Genomic DNA, 14,625 nt, shown 5'->3' on the forward strand with positions numbered 1-14,625 from the left:
GCCTTCACCGGCGGATGGCCGACGATGTGATGCCCTACACCTCGTGCAGATAGAGGTGATAATCCAGTTCGCTGACCGTGCGCGCCACGCGCAGATATTCCGACTGCTTGATCGCCACGAACGTCCGGTGCAGGTCTTCGCCCAATGCGCCCTTGAGGAAGGTCGACGCCCTTGCCGCCTCGATCGCGGCACGCCAGTCGACCGGCATCGTCGTGCGCGTGACGGCTGATTCGTAGCCATTGCCGGTGGTTTCGGGACCGGGATCGAGGCCTTCGTCGAGGCCTTTGACGACACCGGCCAGCACCGTTGCCGCCACCAGGTAAGGAGTCGCGTCGACGCCCGATGGCCGGTGCTCGATGCGGCGGTTCCTGGCATCGCCGGCCGGCACACGCAGTGCCACCGAACGGTTGTTGACGCCCCAGGTCGGCGCCACCGGCGCATAGGATTGCGAGACGAAGCGCCGCCATGAATTGGCGTGCGGCGCGAAGACCAGCATCGATTCCGCCATCGTCTGGATCAGTCCGCCGAGGCCGCGCAGCAGCGGCAGCGACCAGCTTTCGCCGCCGGTTTCGGCAAAGACATTCTTGCCGGCATCGTCTAGCAGCGAGACGTGAAAATGCATGCCCGAGCCGGCATATTTCTCGATCGGCTTGGCCATGAAGCAAGCGGTGACACCATGACGGCGCGCCTGCGCCCGCACCAGTCGCTTGAGCATGACGAGATCGTCGGCCGCCCGCATCACATCCTTGCGGTAGTTGAGCGTCAGCTCGTACTGGCCGGGCGCATATTCCGAGATGACCGTCTCGGCCGGGATGCCTTGCACCTTGGCTGCGGCGTAGATGTCGGAAAACAGCGGCTCCATGCCGTGCAGATGGTCGACGGAATAGACCTCAGTCTTGGCCGAGCGGCGTCCGTCAAGCACCGCGTGCGCCGGCTGCACCTTGCCTTCGGCGTCGCGCTCGTTGGCGAGCAGGAAGAATTCGAGCTCGAAGGCGCCGGCCGGATGCAGGCCCTGGGCCGCGAGGATGTCTACCTGGCGGGCGAGTGCCAGCCGCGGGTCGGACGACATCGGCTGGCCATCGAGATGGTACATCACCATCAGCACCTGACCGCGCGGCGGCTGGGTGCCGAACAGCGGCACCAGTGTGCCGGGGATCGGCCACGCCCGCAGGTCGCCGTCGCCCGTCGTCCAGATCAGCCCGGTCTCGTGAACATCCTCGCCGGTGATGTCGAGGCCGAGGATCGAGATCGGCATGTGCCGGCCCCCCTCGAAGATGCTCATCAACTCATGCCGGCGCACGATCTTGCCGCGCCCGACGCCATTGGCGTCGGTCAGCACGATGTCGAACGCTTCGATCTCGGGATGAGCGTCGAGAAAGGCCAGCGCCTCGGCGGGCGTCGAGCCCGAAGGGGATGCCGTGACCAGGTTCAAACTTTGCTTGGGCGCTTGTTTCATGCCGCAAGCTTGTCTCACGCCGTAAGCTTTGCCGCAACCGCGCCGAAGGCAGTGATCAGCCGGTTCACCTGGGCGGCGCTGGTCGCAGGAGAGATCAGCATCATGTTGTGGAAGGGTGCGATCAGCACGCCGCGATTGACCAGCGCGACATGGATTGCCGCCTCGAGCTCCGGCACGTGCGCAGCCTCCGCTTCGCCGCCGTTCCTCAGCAGGCCCGGCGCGCAGATGAACTCGACACGGGCACCGACGCGAGCAACATGCCAGGGCAGACGATAGCGATCGATGACGGCGGTCAGCCCGGCGTCGAGCCGCCGCGCCAGATTGTCCATATGGCTGTAGTTCTCGTCGGTCATGACGTATTCGAGCGTGGCGCGCATCGCTGCGAATTGCAGCGGATTGGCCGACAGCGTTGTCCCCATGCCGGAGTAGCCGGGCTCTTTCCGGCTGATATAAGCGGCATAGCGGGCCGCAACGTCTTCGCTCATGCCCCAGACGCTCGCCGGTACGCCGCCGGCAATCGGCTTGCCTAGCACGAACAGGTCCGGCTCCAGCCCGTATTTGCTTGTATAGCCGCCGGGACCGGTCGAGATTGTATGCGTCTCGTCGATTAGAAGCAGCGTGCCGGTCGCACGGGTGAGACGCCGCAAGCCATCATGAAAGCCGGCTTCGGGCAGCACCATGCAGGAATTGGTCAGCACCGGCTCGGCGATGACGCAGGCGACATCGTTGCCCCGGAGTGCCGCGTCGAGCGCCGGCAGATCGTTGAACTCGACGACATCAGTCGCCCGCGTCAGGTCGCGGAACTCGCCGGCCAGTCCCGGTCGATTCACCGCTTTCCCGGCGACCAGCCGCACCATCGTCTCGTCGACCGAGCCATGATAGCAGCCGTTGAAGACCAGTATCTTCTCCCGGCCGGTAACGGCGCGGGCAACCCGCAGCGCGAAGCGGTTGGCGTCGGTCGCCGTCGTCGCGATCTGCCAGAACGGCAAGCCGAAACGCTGCTGCAGCAGCGGCCCGATGGCGAGCGCGTTCTCGGCAGGCAGCATGTAGGTCAGGCCGCGTCCGGCCTGCCTGCGGATGGCGCGTGCGACCGGCGGCGGCGAATGACCGAACATCGAACCGGTGTCGCCAAGGCAGAAATCGTCGAGCCGGTTGCCGTCGATATCTCTGATGATGGCGCCCCTGGCACTATCGACAAGGATCGGGAACGGCGTCGGCCAGTCGTTCATCCAATGCATCGGCACGCCGCCGAAGAAGCCGGGCAGGCCATTGCCGATTTTCGCCATCGATTTCGGCCGCGCCCGGCAGAAGACTTCTGCCTCGGTCGCGCGCAACTCGGCGATCCGGGCCGGGCCGATGCCGCCGATGGAAGTCTTTGCATGGTTCATGACGTTCATGGCGGCCCTCTCAGTCGCACATTAGACAATCGGCGGCCGCTACCGCAATTGGCCGGGCGGCTGCCCTGTGTTGGGTCAGCGGTCATTTGAATGAAAACAGGCGCTTGACCGCGAGCCGCCTTCGGGCGCCAATGGTACTTCGGCTGGAGGGCATAAGATGGTGCGGGCGACCGTCTGCGCAACAACGCTGCTGTCGTCGGTTGGTGCGGCTCTGGCGTCCGGCGGCATCTGGTGTTCCGCCGAGGATGCAGCCGTCAAATTTCAGATCGGTGCCGGGGTCACCAGAGGCATGGGCGGGCCGACCTTCAATTTTAGCGGTGAGCTCGAGATTCTGGGCAGGCCGGCTGCCGACAGTCTGCGCAAGACGGTGTTCGAGGATCAGAACCTCACGCAATATTGGCTCGACAACAAGGAATTGCGGCTGCTCGTCTACCACGAACGGCAGGTCGAAAACGCCTACGGCTACGTCGAACTGGCGATCCTGACCAAGGCCAGCGACGAAGGCGTCTATGACGGCCGCTATTTGCTCTCAATCTATGATGGAACGGCCGAGGCCGAAAAGGACGGCAAGCAGGCTGAATTGACCGGCAAAGTATCTTGCGGAGCCGAGTAAGTAACAGGCTACGCCGAAATATCGATGACGCCGCAGTCGCCGGCAGCGCTGCCAAAGGCGACGCGGCGCTCTTCCTTGTCCCACATCATCGAAGTGACGGCGCCCTTGCCGGGCCGGCGCAACAGCACTTCCTTGGCGTCGGCGAAGCGCACCGCCATCACCATCCCGTCATCATAGCCGATAGCAACGACGTCCTGGCTCGGGTGACAGGCGACGGAGGTGACCATCGCATTGCCGCGCGTGCCGAGTTCCAGCGGCGCCTTGCCCATCGGCCCGTCCTTGCCGGAAAACGGCCAGACGATCGCCGCCGGCGCGCCGGAACTCGCCAGCCATTTGGCCTTGGCGCTCCACGACAGGCTTTTCACCTTGCCGGGGTAGCCGGACATGCGCATGTGCTTGCCGTCGGCGAGCTTCCAGCCATGCAGCGCGTTTTCCTGCATGGTGGTGACGACGAAGCCGCCGTCCGGCGAGAAGGTGATGCCGGTGTGGGCGCCGGCCCATTCGAGCTCGACCGGCTTGCCGTCGGCAGCCGGGAAGTGCAGCGTCGCGCCATTGTAGCGGGCAACGCCGAAGCGCATGCCCTTGGGCGAGAAGGCAAGCCCCTCGACCGAGCGCGGATGCGAGAATTCCCTGGTTTTGCCGTCGGCAAAGCGCACATAGGCAATCTTGCCCGAAGCATAGGCAACAGCGCCTTGCGGCCCGGCGGCGACGCTGGTTATCCATTTTTTGCCTGCGGTCGCCAATTCCATTGTATTGCCGCCTGGGGTCACGGCAAAGATCCTGCCGTCCTCACCACCGGTGATCAGTCGGTCGTTTGCCGCATCATGGAAGGCGGCGAGCATTCCGTCATTGGCCTGCACCGTCTTGTGGCCGTGGTCGAGCCGATGGATTGTGCCGTCGGCCAGCGCAAAATGCGGCACGTCGCCGAGAAACACGGCGGCGAGGCAGTGGCCTTCGAGATCGAGCGGGGCGACTGTCGGCATGAGAGATCATTCCGTTCGAGATTTCTGCTTGTCATCTAACCCCGCCGGGCTGTCGGCGAGGCTCCGCCTTCTCCCCTTGTGGGAGAAGGTGGATTGGCGCGCAGCGCCAAGACGGATGAGGGGTGCTGGACGGAGTGCCGTCCTTGCCAAGCTGGAACACCCCTCATCCGACCGAGCTTTCGCTCGGCCACCTTCTCCCACAAGGGGAGAAGGAGAGAAGGGGCAGCGCTAGCGCTATAAAGTCCGGAAATCAAGCGGCCTGGCAGGCCTCGAAGCTTGTCTTCAGTCGCTCGGCGTCGAGTTCGCGGCCGATGAACACCAGCCGGCTCTCGTGCTTCTCGTTGTCCTTCCAGGCGCGCTGGTGGTCGCCCTCGATGATCATGTGCACACCCTGGATGACATAGCGCTCGTCATCGCCTTTCAGCGCAATGATCCCTTTCAGCCGCAGGATGTTCGGGCCTTCCATTTGGGTGACCTTCTCGATCCACGGGAAGAACTTTTTCGGGTCCATCTCGCCGCCGCGCAGCGACACCGACTGCACAGTCACGTCATGGATGTCGGAAGGGTGCGCATGATGATGCCCGTCATGATCGTGGTGATCATGGCCGTCGTGATCATGGTGATGGTGGTCATGATCATGATCATGATGGTCGTGATCGTCATGCGCCTCGAGGAAGTGCGGATCGTTCTCCAGCGCCCGGGACAGGTCGAACGCACCGCGATCGAGCACCTCGGACAGCGCCACGCTGGCGCGTGTGGTGCGGTGGATTCGTGCCGCCGGGTTGATGGCGCGGATCGTCGCCTCCACCTTGCTCAGCTCTTCGGGGGTGACAAGATCGGTCTTGTTGAGCACGACAACGTCGGCAAAGGCGATCTGGTCCTCCGCTTCGCGGGAATCCTTGAGACGCAGCGGCAGGTGCTTGGCGTCGACCAACGCCACCACTGCATCGAGTCTGGTCTTGGAACGCACGTCGTCGTCCATGAAGAAGGTCTGCGCCACCGGCACGGGGTCGGCGAGGCCGGTGGTCTCGATGACGATGGCGTCGAAGCGGCCGGGCCTGCGCATCAGGCCCTCGACGACGCGGATCAGGTCGCCGCGCACGGTGCAGCAGACGCAGCCATTGTTCATCTCGTAGATTTCCTCGTCGGATTCCACGATCAGTTCGTTGTCGATGCCGATCTCGCCGAATTCATTGACGATGACGGCGTAGCGCTTGCCATGGTTTTCCGAAAGGATGCGGTTGAGCAGTGTCGTCTTGCCGGCGCCGAGATAGCCGGTGAGGACGGTTACGGGGATCTGCGTCTGTGCGTCGCTCATATTGTGCCTCGAAAAGGATTGTCGGCTCCATATAGGATGTGTGCTCGGCTTTTGCACGAGGCAAACCGGTGGGCCAAAGAGGGGCTGGTATTGCCGAACTTTCCTCACATTGCCGAACTTTCATTAGCGCCGCCTGACAGCGGGCCCTAGACAGGCGGGGTCATTTACGGAGCTGTTCGCGTTGAAGAGGCGCCAGATGTCCGACAAGTCCTTGCCACTGAGCCGTCGGCAGGCGCTCGGTCTCGTTGCGGTTACCGCTGGCGGCATATTCCTGCCCGCCGGTGCAAGGGCCGGGAAGGTTTCGCCCTATGCCGGGCTTGCTTTGTTTGAAGCCGGTGCTGGTTTCTGCACCATCACGCCCGAGGTTACAGAAGGGCCGTTCTATTTCGACCCGAAGCTCGAACGCGCCGACATCACCGAGGGCAAGAAGGGCATCGCCCTCAATGTGCGGCTGCAAATCGTCGACGCCGCCTGCCGCCCGCTTCCCGGCGCACGCGTCGATATCTGGCATTGCGATGCCCAGGGCGCCTATTCCGGATATCCCGGACAGGGCGACGGGCAGGATATCGACACGTCCGGCCAGAGCTTTCTCCGCGGCTGGCAGAGAACCGATGAAAGCGGCATCGCTTCTTTCGCCACCATCTATCCCGGCTGGTATCGCGGCCGCACCACCCACATCCATTTCAAGATCTTCCCCGACGACCGCTCGGTGATGACCGGCCAGATGTTCTTCCCCGACAGCCTCAGCGAGCAGATATTCGCCACCGTCGCGCCCTATAAAGATCGCCCCGGCAAACGCGATACATCGAACGCGCGGGACGGCATTGCGCGGCAGGCCGGGCCGCTGTCGCAGGCAGCGCTGCGGGAAATGGCGGACGCCTATCAGGCGTTGATGATGGTCGCGGTGAAACCTGGTTGAGAACACCTCGTCACGTCCCCATCCAGCCATTGCGGAAAGTCGTTTGTCATCTAACTGAAATAAACATCTGGCATTAGCCACGGCGAACACCGCGAAGCTTGCCGGCAAAGCTATTTTCCGAGCCGGAATGTTTCGATCGTCATTGCCAATCGGCGGCCTGCTTCTATGCTGCCCGTTCCGGTTCGGCCGAGGAGGGATGAGCATGGCCAAGGCGGACAAGACTGCAACAATGAGCCGGCTGCATTCGGCGGCGCGGCTGGCGCGCACGGCGCTCGCCGCCCGGCTTCTGGCGCATGGTTTCTATGCCGGTCAGGACCAGATCATGCTGGCGCTCGACCGCGAGGACGGGCAGACGCCCGGCAACCTTGCCGGCCGCCTCGGCGTGCGTCCGCCAACCATCACCAAGACCATCAACCGGCTGCAGGCGCAGGGCTTTCTGGAGAAGCGGGCCTCGTCCGCCGATGCCCGCCAGGCGCATATTTTCCTCACCGACACCGGCCGCGAAATCATCCACGCCATCGAGAAGTCGGTGAAGAAGACCGAAAAGCAGGCATTGAAGGGTCTCGACAAGAAGGACCAAAAAGCGCTGTTCAAGCTGCTTGCCCGCGTCGAGGCGAACCTGTCGAACGGCGAACTGGTGCTCCCGGATGACGAACTGGATATCGAAGACAAGATGCTTGAATAGCTCACGCGTTCGCCGCTGACGGCCGCCGCGTCAGTGCCGACCAACGTCCCGGTGTGACGCCGAACGCCTTCTTGAAATGCCGATTGAAATGGCTTTGATCACTGAAGCCGGCTGCGATGGCGATTTGCGCCAGCGGCTCGTCGGCTTCGATCATCCGACGGGCCCGCTGAAGCCGGCGCATCACCAGGAACCGGTGCGGGCTGGTGGAGAAGGTGGCGCGGAAATGCCGCGAAAGGGCATAACGGTCCAATCCGGTTATCGCCTCCAATTCGTCTGAACGTACAATCCGCGCGACATTTTCCTCCAGATAGTCGCGCGCCAGGCTGGCGGCGCGCCACGCCGTTTTCGCTACCGGTTTCGCCGGCTGACCGGCGTGCCGGGCCAGGCTTTGCATAAGCTGCGTCATGAAATCGACGACAAACAGCTCGTCCAGTTCCTGATCCAGCGGCCCGAGCGCCGAAAGCAGCGTCGCGCGGAGATCGCGGTCTGTCACCACGGCATTCCCGACGAATGGCAGTGATCCGCCGCCGAGACAATCGAGCATCAGGGACGGCTCCAAATAGAGCATTCTGTATCGCAAGCCGTCTTCGGTGCCGGCACCGCCATCGTGCAGTTCGTCGGGATGAAGGATAATGATCTGGCCAGGCAGGCTCTGATGCATTTGGCCGCGATAGCAGAAGCGCTGCACGGCATAAAGCGTCACCCCGATCGCATAGGTGTCGTGGCGATGGAGATCGAAGGCATTGCCGTGGAATCGGGCCTCGATGCGTTCCATCCCGGCAGCACCGGGTGCCGGTACGATGCAGTTCTCGGCTGCATCCACGCACAAACGTCCAAGACCCTGAAAGGCTTCCCGGTCTAGATCGTGCGGCATCGCTTCACTCGCAGCCTCGGATTGGCCCCCTTTTCGGATTGGAAACTGTCGCATGTTCGATACAAAATTTGCAATCGTGCTCAAGGATGATCTTCCCGTCTGGCAAAAGCTCAATGTCACCGCCTTTCTGACCAGCGGCATCGTCGCGCAATTTCCCGACATTATCGGCGACCCCTACCGTGATCGCGCCGGCAATATCTACAACCCGCTGTCGGTCCAACCGGTCATCGTGCTTTCGGCGGACGGCCAGACGCTTGGCGCAATCCAGCGGCGGGCGCTGGAGCGTGGTGTGACGGTATCGCTCTATGTCGAGGAAATGTTTTCGACTGGTTATGATCTGGCCAACCGTGCCGTCTTTGCCGAATTTGCGCCGGAGGATGCCAAGGTGGTCGGCATCGCGCTTCGCTCCGAAAAGAAACTCGTCGACAAGATCACCAAGGGCGCCCGCATGCACGCCTGAGTCGTCGGCCACTAGGTCGGCCACTGGGAAACAAACTGAGCCTGTCGGCGGCCGTCGTTGTGCCAGACTGTTTTGGCTTGCCCGCAGGCGACAATTGCCGCATGGGTGAAGGACTGCCTTGCTTCCCGTCCGGCCTGAAATTGAATGCTCACCCAAGACATGACGAAAGCGCGACATCGCCGGCGGCGATCCTGTGCATGCTTTCCGTCTATGTGTTTTTCACCTTCCTCGACACCAGCAGCAAGTACCTTGTGCTGGCCGGCGTCTCGGCGCTGATCGTCGCCTGGGCCCGCTTCGCGGTCCATGTGCTGCTCGTCGGCGTCTTTCTGCGTGGATGGCGCGAGCCGCTGCGCTTTCGTCCCGCCAACCTGCCGGCGCATCTCACGCGCGGTCTGCTCCTGTTCGGATCGACGATATGCAACATTCTCGCGCTGCGGACGCTGCAGCTGGCGGAAACCACCTCGATCTACTTCTTCGGCCCGATGGTGATCACCGCGCTTGCCGGTCCGTTGCTCGGCGAATGGGCCGGCTGGCGGCGCTGGCTGGCGATCATGAGCGGCTTTGTCGGCGTCCTCATCATCACCCGGCCGGGCATCGGCGTTTTTGGCGTCGGCCATCTCTTTGCGCTCGGCTCGATGCTATCGAACAGTTTCTACGTCATCATGACGCGCCGCATGTCGGCGACGGAAACCTCGGAAAGCCTCATCCTGTTTTCGGCGTTGGCGCCGGCCGTGCTGCTGCTGCCGACACTGCCGTTTTCGCTTTCGCTGCCGCAGGATGGCTGGCACTGGTTCATATTGCTGATGCTTGGCGTCTTCGGCGCCATCGGCCATTGGCTGCTTGTGCAGGCCTATCGCCTTGCCACCACCACGGCCCTGGCCCCCTATCCCTATTCGCAGATGATCTGGATGATCATCTCCGGCCTGATCGTCTTCAACCAGTTTCCCGACCGCTGGACGCTGGCCGGTGCGACAGTCATCGTCGCCAGCGGTCTCTACATCGTCCACCGCGAGCACCGGCTTCGTGTGCGCAACCGCGCAACGCTGGGCGCGGAGGCGGAAGCGCTGGCAAAAAAACTTTGATTTGCTCGGAATCGATGGCATAAGAGCCGGCCTTTAAACAGTTTAAATTGCTTCGGGAGCGCAGGGCGCTGGCACAGAAGATCAAGCTTTCGACCATCGCGGATGCGCTCGGCGTGTCCACGGCCACGGTCTCGCTGGCCTTGCGCGACAGCCCGCTGGTCGCCGGCGGCACCCGCGATCGCATCAAGGAACATGCACGCGCCATCGGCTATATCTACAACCGCCGCGCCGCCAGCCTGCGCACCTCGCGCTCGGGCATAGTCGGCGTCGTCGTCCACGACATCATGAACCCGTTCTTTGCCGAGATATTGCGTTCGATAGAGAGCGAGCTCGACCGCAGCCGGCAAACCTTCATCCTGTCGAACCACTACGACCAGCTCGAGAAACAACGCACTTTCATAGACACGCTTCTGCAGCTTGGCGCTGACGGGGTCATCATGTCGCCGGCCATCGGCACGCCGCCCGAAGACATAATCTTGGCCGAGGAGAACGGTCTCCCGGCAGTGCTGATTGCACGCACCGTCGAAGGTGCCGACGTGCCGGTGTTTCGCGGCGACGACGCCTATGGCACCGGGCTTGCCACCAACCATCTGATCTCGCTTGGCCACAAGCGCATCGCCATGATCGGCGGTACCGACCAGACGTCGACCGGCCGCGACCGCTATCAGGGATATGTCAACGCCATGGAGGCGGCAGGGCTTGAGGTCAGGCCGTCCTGGCGCATCCCCGGCCCGCGCACCAAGCAGGCCGGCTTCGAGGCGGCCGGGCAGTTCCTGGCGCTGAAGGACAGGCCGACCGCGGCCTGCTGCTGGAACGACCTCGTCGCCATCGGCCTGATGAATGGCATTGCCCGCGCCGGGCTGGTGCCGGGCATCGACATCTCGGTTACCGGCTACGACGACCTCGAGGAAGCGGCGATCGCCACGCCGGCGCTGACTACCGTGTGGAACGGCCAGCGCGAGGTTGGCCGCCGCGCCGCCAGCGCGCTGCTCGACAAACTCAACGGACAGACGGTGCGGCCGTCGCAGGAACTGATCAAGCCGGAACTGCATGTGCGCCAGTCGACCGGCAAACCGGTGGAACGTGCATGACAAAAACCGAACAGCAAGCTGTTACTATTCTGGTGCCGGGCCAGTTCAACGACCATGCGGTCGGCCGCATCGACGGGGCGTTCAGCCGCGTCCGGATCGAACGCGCCGATCCGTCGCTGGTCACCGACGAGATGCGTCATACGGTGCGCGGCATAGCCGCCTTTGGCGGCATAAGCGCCGCGTTGATGGACGCGCTGCCAAAGCTCGAGATTATCGCCAATTTCGGCGTCGGCTATGATTCGGTCGACATCCGCCACGCCGCACGGCGCGGCATCATGGTCACCAACACACCGGATGTGCTGACCGAAGAGGTCGCCGATACGGCGCTCGGCCTGTTGATCAATGCCGTCCGCGAACTGCCGCGCGCCGAGGCCTGGCTGCGCGACGGAAGCTGGCTGAGCAACGGCAACTATCCGCTGAGCCGGCTGACTTTGCGCGGTCGCCATGTCGGCATCTTCGGCATGGGCCGCATCGGCCTCGCCATTGCCCGGCGGCTCGATGCTTTCGGACTGCCCATCGCCTATCACAACCGGCGCCGCGTCGAAGGCCTGTCCTATGACTATCACCCGACGCTGAAAGGTCTCGCCGAGGCGGTCGACACGCTGATCTCGGTGGCGCCCGGCGGGGCCTCGACGGAAAAGGCCGTCAATGCCGAAATTCTCTCGGCTCTTGGGCCGAACGGCGTCTTCGTCAATATCGGCCGGGGCAGCACGGTCGACGAACCAGCCCTTGCCGCCGCACTTGCCAGCGGCAGCATCGCCGCTGCCGGGCTAGACGTCTTTGCCGACGAGCCGAATGTGCCAGCGGCGTTGCTTGCCGCGCCCAACACCTCGCTTTTGCCGCATGTCGGCTCGGCGTCCGAGCATACGCGCCGCGCCATGGCCGACCTTTGCGTCGACAATCTGGTCTCGTGGTTTTCGCAGCGCAAGGCGCTGACGCCGGTGCCGGAGACGGCAAATGTCAAGGCAAGGCCGTAAGCGGGCTGCCATATCTATTAACTTCAGCTTAACCCTTCGGAATCATTCTGGTCCCCTCGCAGTGTATGTCCGCCTGACAGGACATGACAGCAAGATGAAGCGCGCCTCCCTGATCTCTTCGAACCGGCGCGCTTGAAATGCGCGGAGAACCAGGATGAAGACGCTTCCTGCATTGATGGCAGCCGCTGTGCTGTTCGGCAGCGCCCAGCTGTTTTACGCCGGTAGCGGTGAAAGCCGTGCGGCCAGTGAGTCACCGCTTTCATCCGGCAACTACAGGCTGGTAGCCCATGGCAACGAGGGGTCTTGTGCGGTCAGCCGCGGCGCCGAGATTTCGCAAGGCCTGTCGCTGTTGACGGTCGCAGCAAATTGCCGCCGGGTGTTGCCCGGCGTCGAGCAGGCGAAGTTCTGGCGAGAGCAGGATGACGGCACGGTCACCTTCAGCGCCAACGGCACCGATCCGATCGTCATGTTCTCAGTCGCCGACGGCGATGGTTACGAATCCTACGCGCCGGCGCTGCCGCTGCTGACGCTGGCGTCAGCCGGCAACTAGCGAGCGCGGCAGGACTATTCCGCGGCTGCGCGCACACCCGATTTCGCCGCCTGATGCAGGCGCACCGCATCGCCGAATGCGCGAAATATCTTTACCGAGATACTGTCCGATTTGACCCAGTATTCGGGATGCCACTGGACGCCGACAGCGAAAGCCCGTGCATCGCGCACCGAAACCGCCTCGACAGTGCCGTCGGCGGCGACCGCTTCGACCTGCAGCTTTGGGCCAAGCCGGTCGATGGCCTGGCGATGCACCGAATTGACCATGATATCGCCGGCGCCGAAGACCCCGGCCAGGCAGCTGCCGGGTTTTATCGCCACGCTCTGGCGGATGGCGAAGCGTTCGTCCTGATTGTCGCTTGCCGGCGCACGATGATCGAGCGAACCGGCGCGTTCCTGGATTTCGGTGGCCAACGTGCCACCCAGCGCCACATTCATCTCCTGGATGCCGCGGCAGATGGCGAGCAATGGCACCCCGCGCTCCACCGCCCGGCGGATCAGCGGCAACGTCGTCGCGTCGCGGGCGGAGTCGTAAGGACCATTGGCTTCGCTGGCGTCACCGCCATAGAGCGAGGGATGAACGTTCGATTTGGAGCCGGTGACCATGACGCCGTCGACGGCGGAAAGCAGTTCGTCGAAGTCGAGCCGGTCGCCGAAGGACGGTACCAGCAGCGGGAACACGCCTGCACCCGAAAGCGCCGCTTCGAGATATTGCTGTGGCGCGGCATGCCAGGTGTAATTGTCGAACTGGCGGACATCGGTCGATACGGCGACGAGCGGCTGGTGCATTTGGTCCGGATCCCATCGGGTGCAACGAATTATCTGCCTGCAAAATAGGCGATCCGAAGGCGCATTTCCATGGCAAGTTTCGGCGTGTCGCGTAGGCCAGTTAATCGACCTTAGACTATAGTTGCAAGATCTGCCCCAACGCCGTGAATTTCCCCGAAATGCGCCACTCAAACCGGGCTGCCGTGCTGGACTCGACTCCTTGCCTGTGTATTGTCGGCTCGAAGCCGATCCGGGCGCCGAAGTGTCCCGAATGTCGGTCAGTGGATCCAAAAGGGAGGAACTTCATGGATCGTCGTTCGTTCATCCGCAAGGCCGGCACCACCGGTTTCGGCGCTGCGGCCGCTGCCGCGACACTTGCTGCGCCGGCCATCGCCCAGTCCAATCCGAAAGTGACCTGGCGACTGGCGTCGTCCTTCCCGAAGTCGCTCGATACGATCTATGGCGGCGCCGAAGTGTTTTCCAAGATGCTGTCGGAGGCGACCGACGGCAACTTCCAGGTCCAGGTCTTCGCCTCCGGCGAACTCGTTCCCGGCCTGCAGGCCGCCGATGCCACCACAGCCGGCACGGTCGAGGCCTGCCATACCGTGGCATACTATTACTGGGGCAAGGACCCGACGTGGGCGCTGGGAGCGGCGGTTCCGTTTTCGCTCAACGCGCGCGGCATCAACGCCTGGCACTATCATGGCGGCGGCATCGATCTGTTCAACGAGTTCCTGGCGACGCAAGGTCTGTTCGGGCTGCCGGGCGGCAATACCGGCGTGCAGATGGGTGGCTGGTTCCGCAAGGAGATCAAAACGGTCGCCGACCTTTCCGGCCTCAAGATGCGTATCGGTGGTTTTGCCGGCAAAGTGGTGCAAAGGCTCGGGGTGGTTCCGCAGCAGATCGCCGGTGGCGACATTTATCCGGCGTTGGAAAAAGGCACGATCGACGCCGCCGAATGGGTCGGCCCTTACGACGACGAGAAGCTCGGCTTCTATAAGGTTGCGCCCTATTACTACTATCCCGGCTGGTGGGAAGGTGGACCGACCGTCCATCTGATGTTCAACAAGGCGAAATACGACGAACTTTCGCCGGCTTACAAGTCGCTGGTGCATACTGCCGCTCAAGCGGCCGACGCCAACATGCTGCAGAAATACGACTATCTCAATCCGGCGGCGGTTAAGCGGCTGGTTGCCGGCGGTGCCAAGTTGAGCCCGTTCAGCCAGGAGATCATGGCCGCCTGTTTCGAAAAGGCCAACGAAGTCTATGCCGAGATGGAAGCCTCGAATGCGCCGTTCAAGAAGATCTGGGATTCGATCAAGGCGTTCCGCAAGGAGCATTATCTCTGGGCGCAGGTGGCCGAGTACAACTATGACACCTTCATGATGGTCCAGCAGCGCAATGCCAAGCTCTGATCCTGTTGCTTCGCGGCGGAGTGTTCCTTTCGGAACAC

Annotated in this window: 15 protein-coding genes; 9 read left to right on the forward strand and 6 right to left on the reverse strand. The window is 63.0% G+C overall.

What is annotated here, in order from left to right; translation table 11 throughout:
- Nucleotides 1-34: 34 nt before the first annotated feature.
- Both NKH33_RS09975 and NKH33_RS09980 read right to left on the reverse strand, forming a co-directional pair.
- Complete coding sequence (locus NKH33_RS09975) at nt 35-1,456, reverse strand: glutamine synthetase family protein (protein WP_352919204.1); 1,422 nt, start codon at nt 1,454-1,456, stop codon at nt 35-37.
- Nucleotides 1,457-1,470: 14 nt separating this feature from the next.
- A complete protein-coding gene (locus tag NKH33_RS09980; protein ID WP_352919207.1) occupies nt 1,471-2,853 on the reverse strand; it encodes an aspartate aminotransferase family protein in 1,383 nt (460 codons plus the stop codon).
- Nucleotides 2,854-3,010: 157 nt separating this feature from the next.
- On the opposite strand from NKH33_RS09980, the gene NKH33_RS09985 reads away from it, so the two are divergent.
- On the forward strand, nt 3,011-3,466 hold the full coding sequence (locus NKH33_RS09985) for a hypothetical protein (RefSeq protein ID WP_352540367.1): 456 nt from the start codon (nt 3,011-3,013) through the stop codon (nt 3,464-3,466).
- A gap of 8 nt (nt 3,467-3,474) precedes the next feature.
- Here NKH33_RS09985 and NKH33_RS09990 read toward each other — a convergent pair whose 3' ends face one another.
- Together NKH33_RS09990 and NKH33_RS09995 are read right to left on the reverse strand one after the other, a co-directional pair.
- Complete coding sequence (locus NKH33_RS09990) at nt 3,475-4,449, reverse strand: WD40 repeat domain-containing protein (RefSeq protein WP_352919210.1); 975 nt, start codon at nt 4,447-4,449, stop codon at nt 3,475-3,477.
- A 250-nt stretch (nt 4,450-4,699) separates the two neighbouring features.
- A complete protein-coding gene (locus NKH33_RS09995) occupies nt 4,700-5,767 on the reverse strand; it encodes a CobW family GTP-binding protein (protein WP_352919213.1) in 1,068 nt (355 codons plus the stop codon).
- Between the two features lie 196 nt (nt 5,768-5,963).
- Between NKH33_RS09995 and NKH33_RS10000 the strand changes: the two genes are divergently transcribed.
- Together NKH33_RS10000 and NKH33_RS10005 are read left to right on the forward strand one after the other, a co-directional pair.
- Nucleotides 5,964-6,686 carry an intradiol ring-cleavage dioxygenase gene (locus tag NKH33_RS10000; RefSeq protein ID WP_352919216.1) on the forward strand — a complete coding sequence of 241 codons (723 nt, stop codon included), beginning with the start codon at nt 5,964-5,966 and terminating at the stop codon, nt 6,684-6,686.
- A gap of 202 nt (nt 6,687-6,888) precedes the next feature.
- Nucleotides 6,889-7,371 carry a MarR family winged helix-turn-helix transcriptional regulator gene (locus NKH33_RS10005; RefSeq protein ID WP_352919218.1) on the forward strand — a complete coding sequence of 161 codons (483 nt, stop codon included), beginning with the start codon at nt 6,889-6,891 and terminating at the stop codon, nt 7,369-7,371.
- A gap of 1 nt (nt 7,372) precedes the next feature.
- On the opposite strand, the gene NKH33_RS10010 is transcribed toward NKH33_RS10005, so the two are convergent.
- On the reverse strand, nt 7,373-8,245 hold the full coding sequence (locus NKH33_RS10010; RefSeq protein ID WP_352919380.1) for an AraC family transcriptional regulator: 873 nt from the start codon (nt 8,243-8,245) through the stop codon (nt 7,373-7,375).
- Between the two features lie 52 nt (nt 8,246-8,297).
- Between NKH33_RS10010 and NKH33_RS10015 the strand changes: the two genes are divergently transcribed.
- The 5 genes from NKH33_RS10015 to NKH33_RS10035 all read left to right on the forward strand — a co-directional run bounded on the left by NKH33_RS10015 (nt 8,298) and on the right by NKH33_RS10035 (nt 12,405).
- Nucleotides 8,298-8,705, forward strand: a complete 408-nt coding sequence (locus NKH33_RS10015) for a DUF2000 family protein (RefSeq protein ID WP_352919221.1) — start codon at nt 8,298-8,300, stop codon at nt 8,703-8,705.
- Nucleotides 8,706-8,902: 197 nt separating this feature from the next.
- A complete protein-coding gene (locus NKH33_RS10020) occupies nt 8,903-9,787 on the forward strand; it encodes a DMT family transporter (protein ID WP_352919224.1) in 885 nt (294 codons plus the stop codon).
- Nucleotides 9,788-9,855: 68 nt separating this feature from the next.
- Complete coding sequence (locus NKH33_RS10025) at nt 9,856-10,878, forward strand: LacI family DNA-binding transcriptional regulator (protein WP_352540495.1); 1,023 nt, start codon at nt 9,856-9,858, stop codon at nt 10,876-10,878.
- The gene (locus NKH33_RS10030; protein WP_352540374.1) at nt 10,875-11,855 is read left to right on the forward strand and encodes a 2-hydroxyacid dehydrogenase; all 981 of its coding nucleotides are present in this window, start codon (nt 10,875-10,877) and stop codon (nt 11,853-11,855) included. Before NKH33_RS10025 ends, NKH33_RS10030 begins: the two co-directional genes overlap by 4 nt.
- Before the next feature lie 154 nt (nt 11,856-12,009).
- Nucleotides 12,010-12,405 carry a hypothetical protein gene (locus tag NKH33_RS10035; protein WP_352919227.1) on the forward strand — a complete coding sequence of 132 codons (396 nt, stop codon included), beginning with the start codon at nt 12,010-12,012 and terminating at the stop codon, nt 12,403-12,405.
- A 14-nt stretch (nt 12,406-12,419) separates the two neighbouring features.
- Here the strand turns inward: NKH33_RS10035 and NKH33_RS10040 are convergent, their stop codons facing one another.
- Nucleotides 12,420-13,193, reverse strand: coding sequence for a gamma-glutamyl-gamma-aminobutyrate hydrolase family protein (locus tag NKH33_RS10040; protein ID WP_352540375.1), 774 nt, complete (start codon nt 13,191-13,193; stop codon nt 12,420-12,422).
- Between the two features lie 284 nt (nt 13,194-13,477).
- Between NKH33_RS10040 and NKH33_RS10045 the strand changes: the two genes are divergently transcribed.
- Nucleotides 13,478-14,587, forward strand: coding sequence for a TRAP transporter substrate-binding protein (locus tag NKH33_RS10045; protein WP_352540376.1), 1,110 nt, complete (start codon nt 13,478-13,480; stop codon nt 14,585-14,587).
- Nucleotides 14,588-14,625: the final 38 nt, after the last annotated feature.

Origin of the sequence: Mesorhizobium sp. M1182, from assembly GCF_040318335.1 — a bacterium.
Classification (GTDB): domain Bacteria; phylum Pseudomonadota; class Alphaproteobacteria; order Rhizobiales; family Rhizobiaceae; genus Mesorhizobium.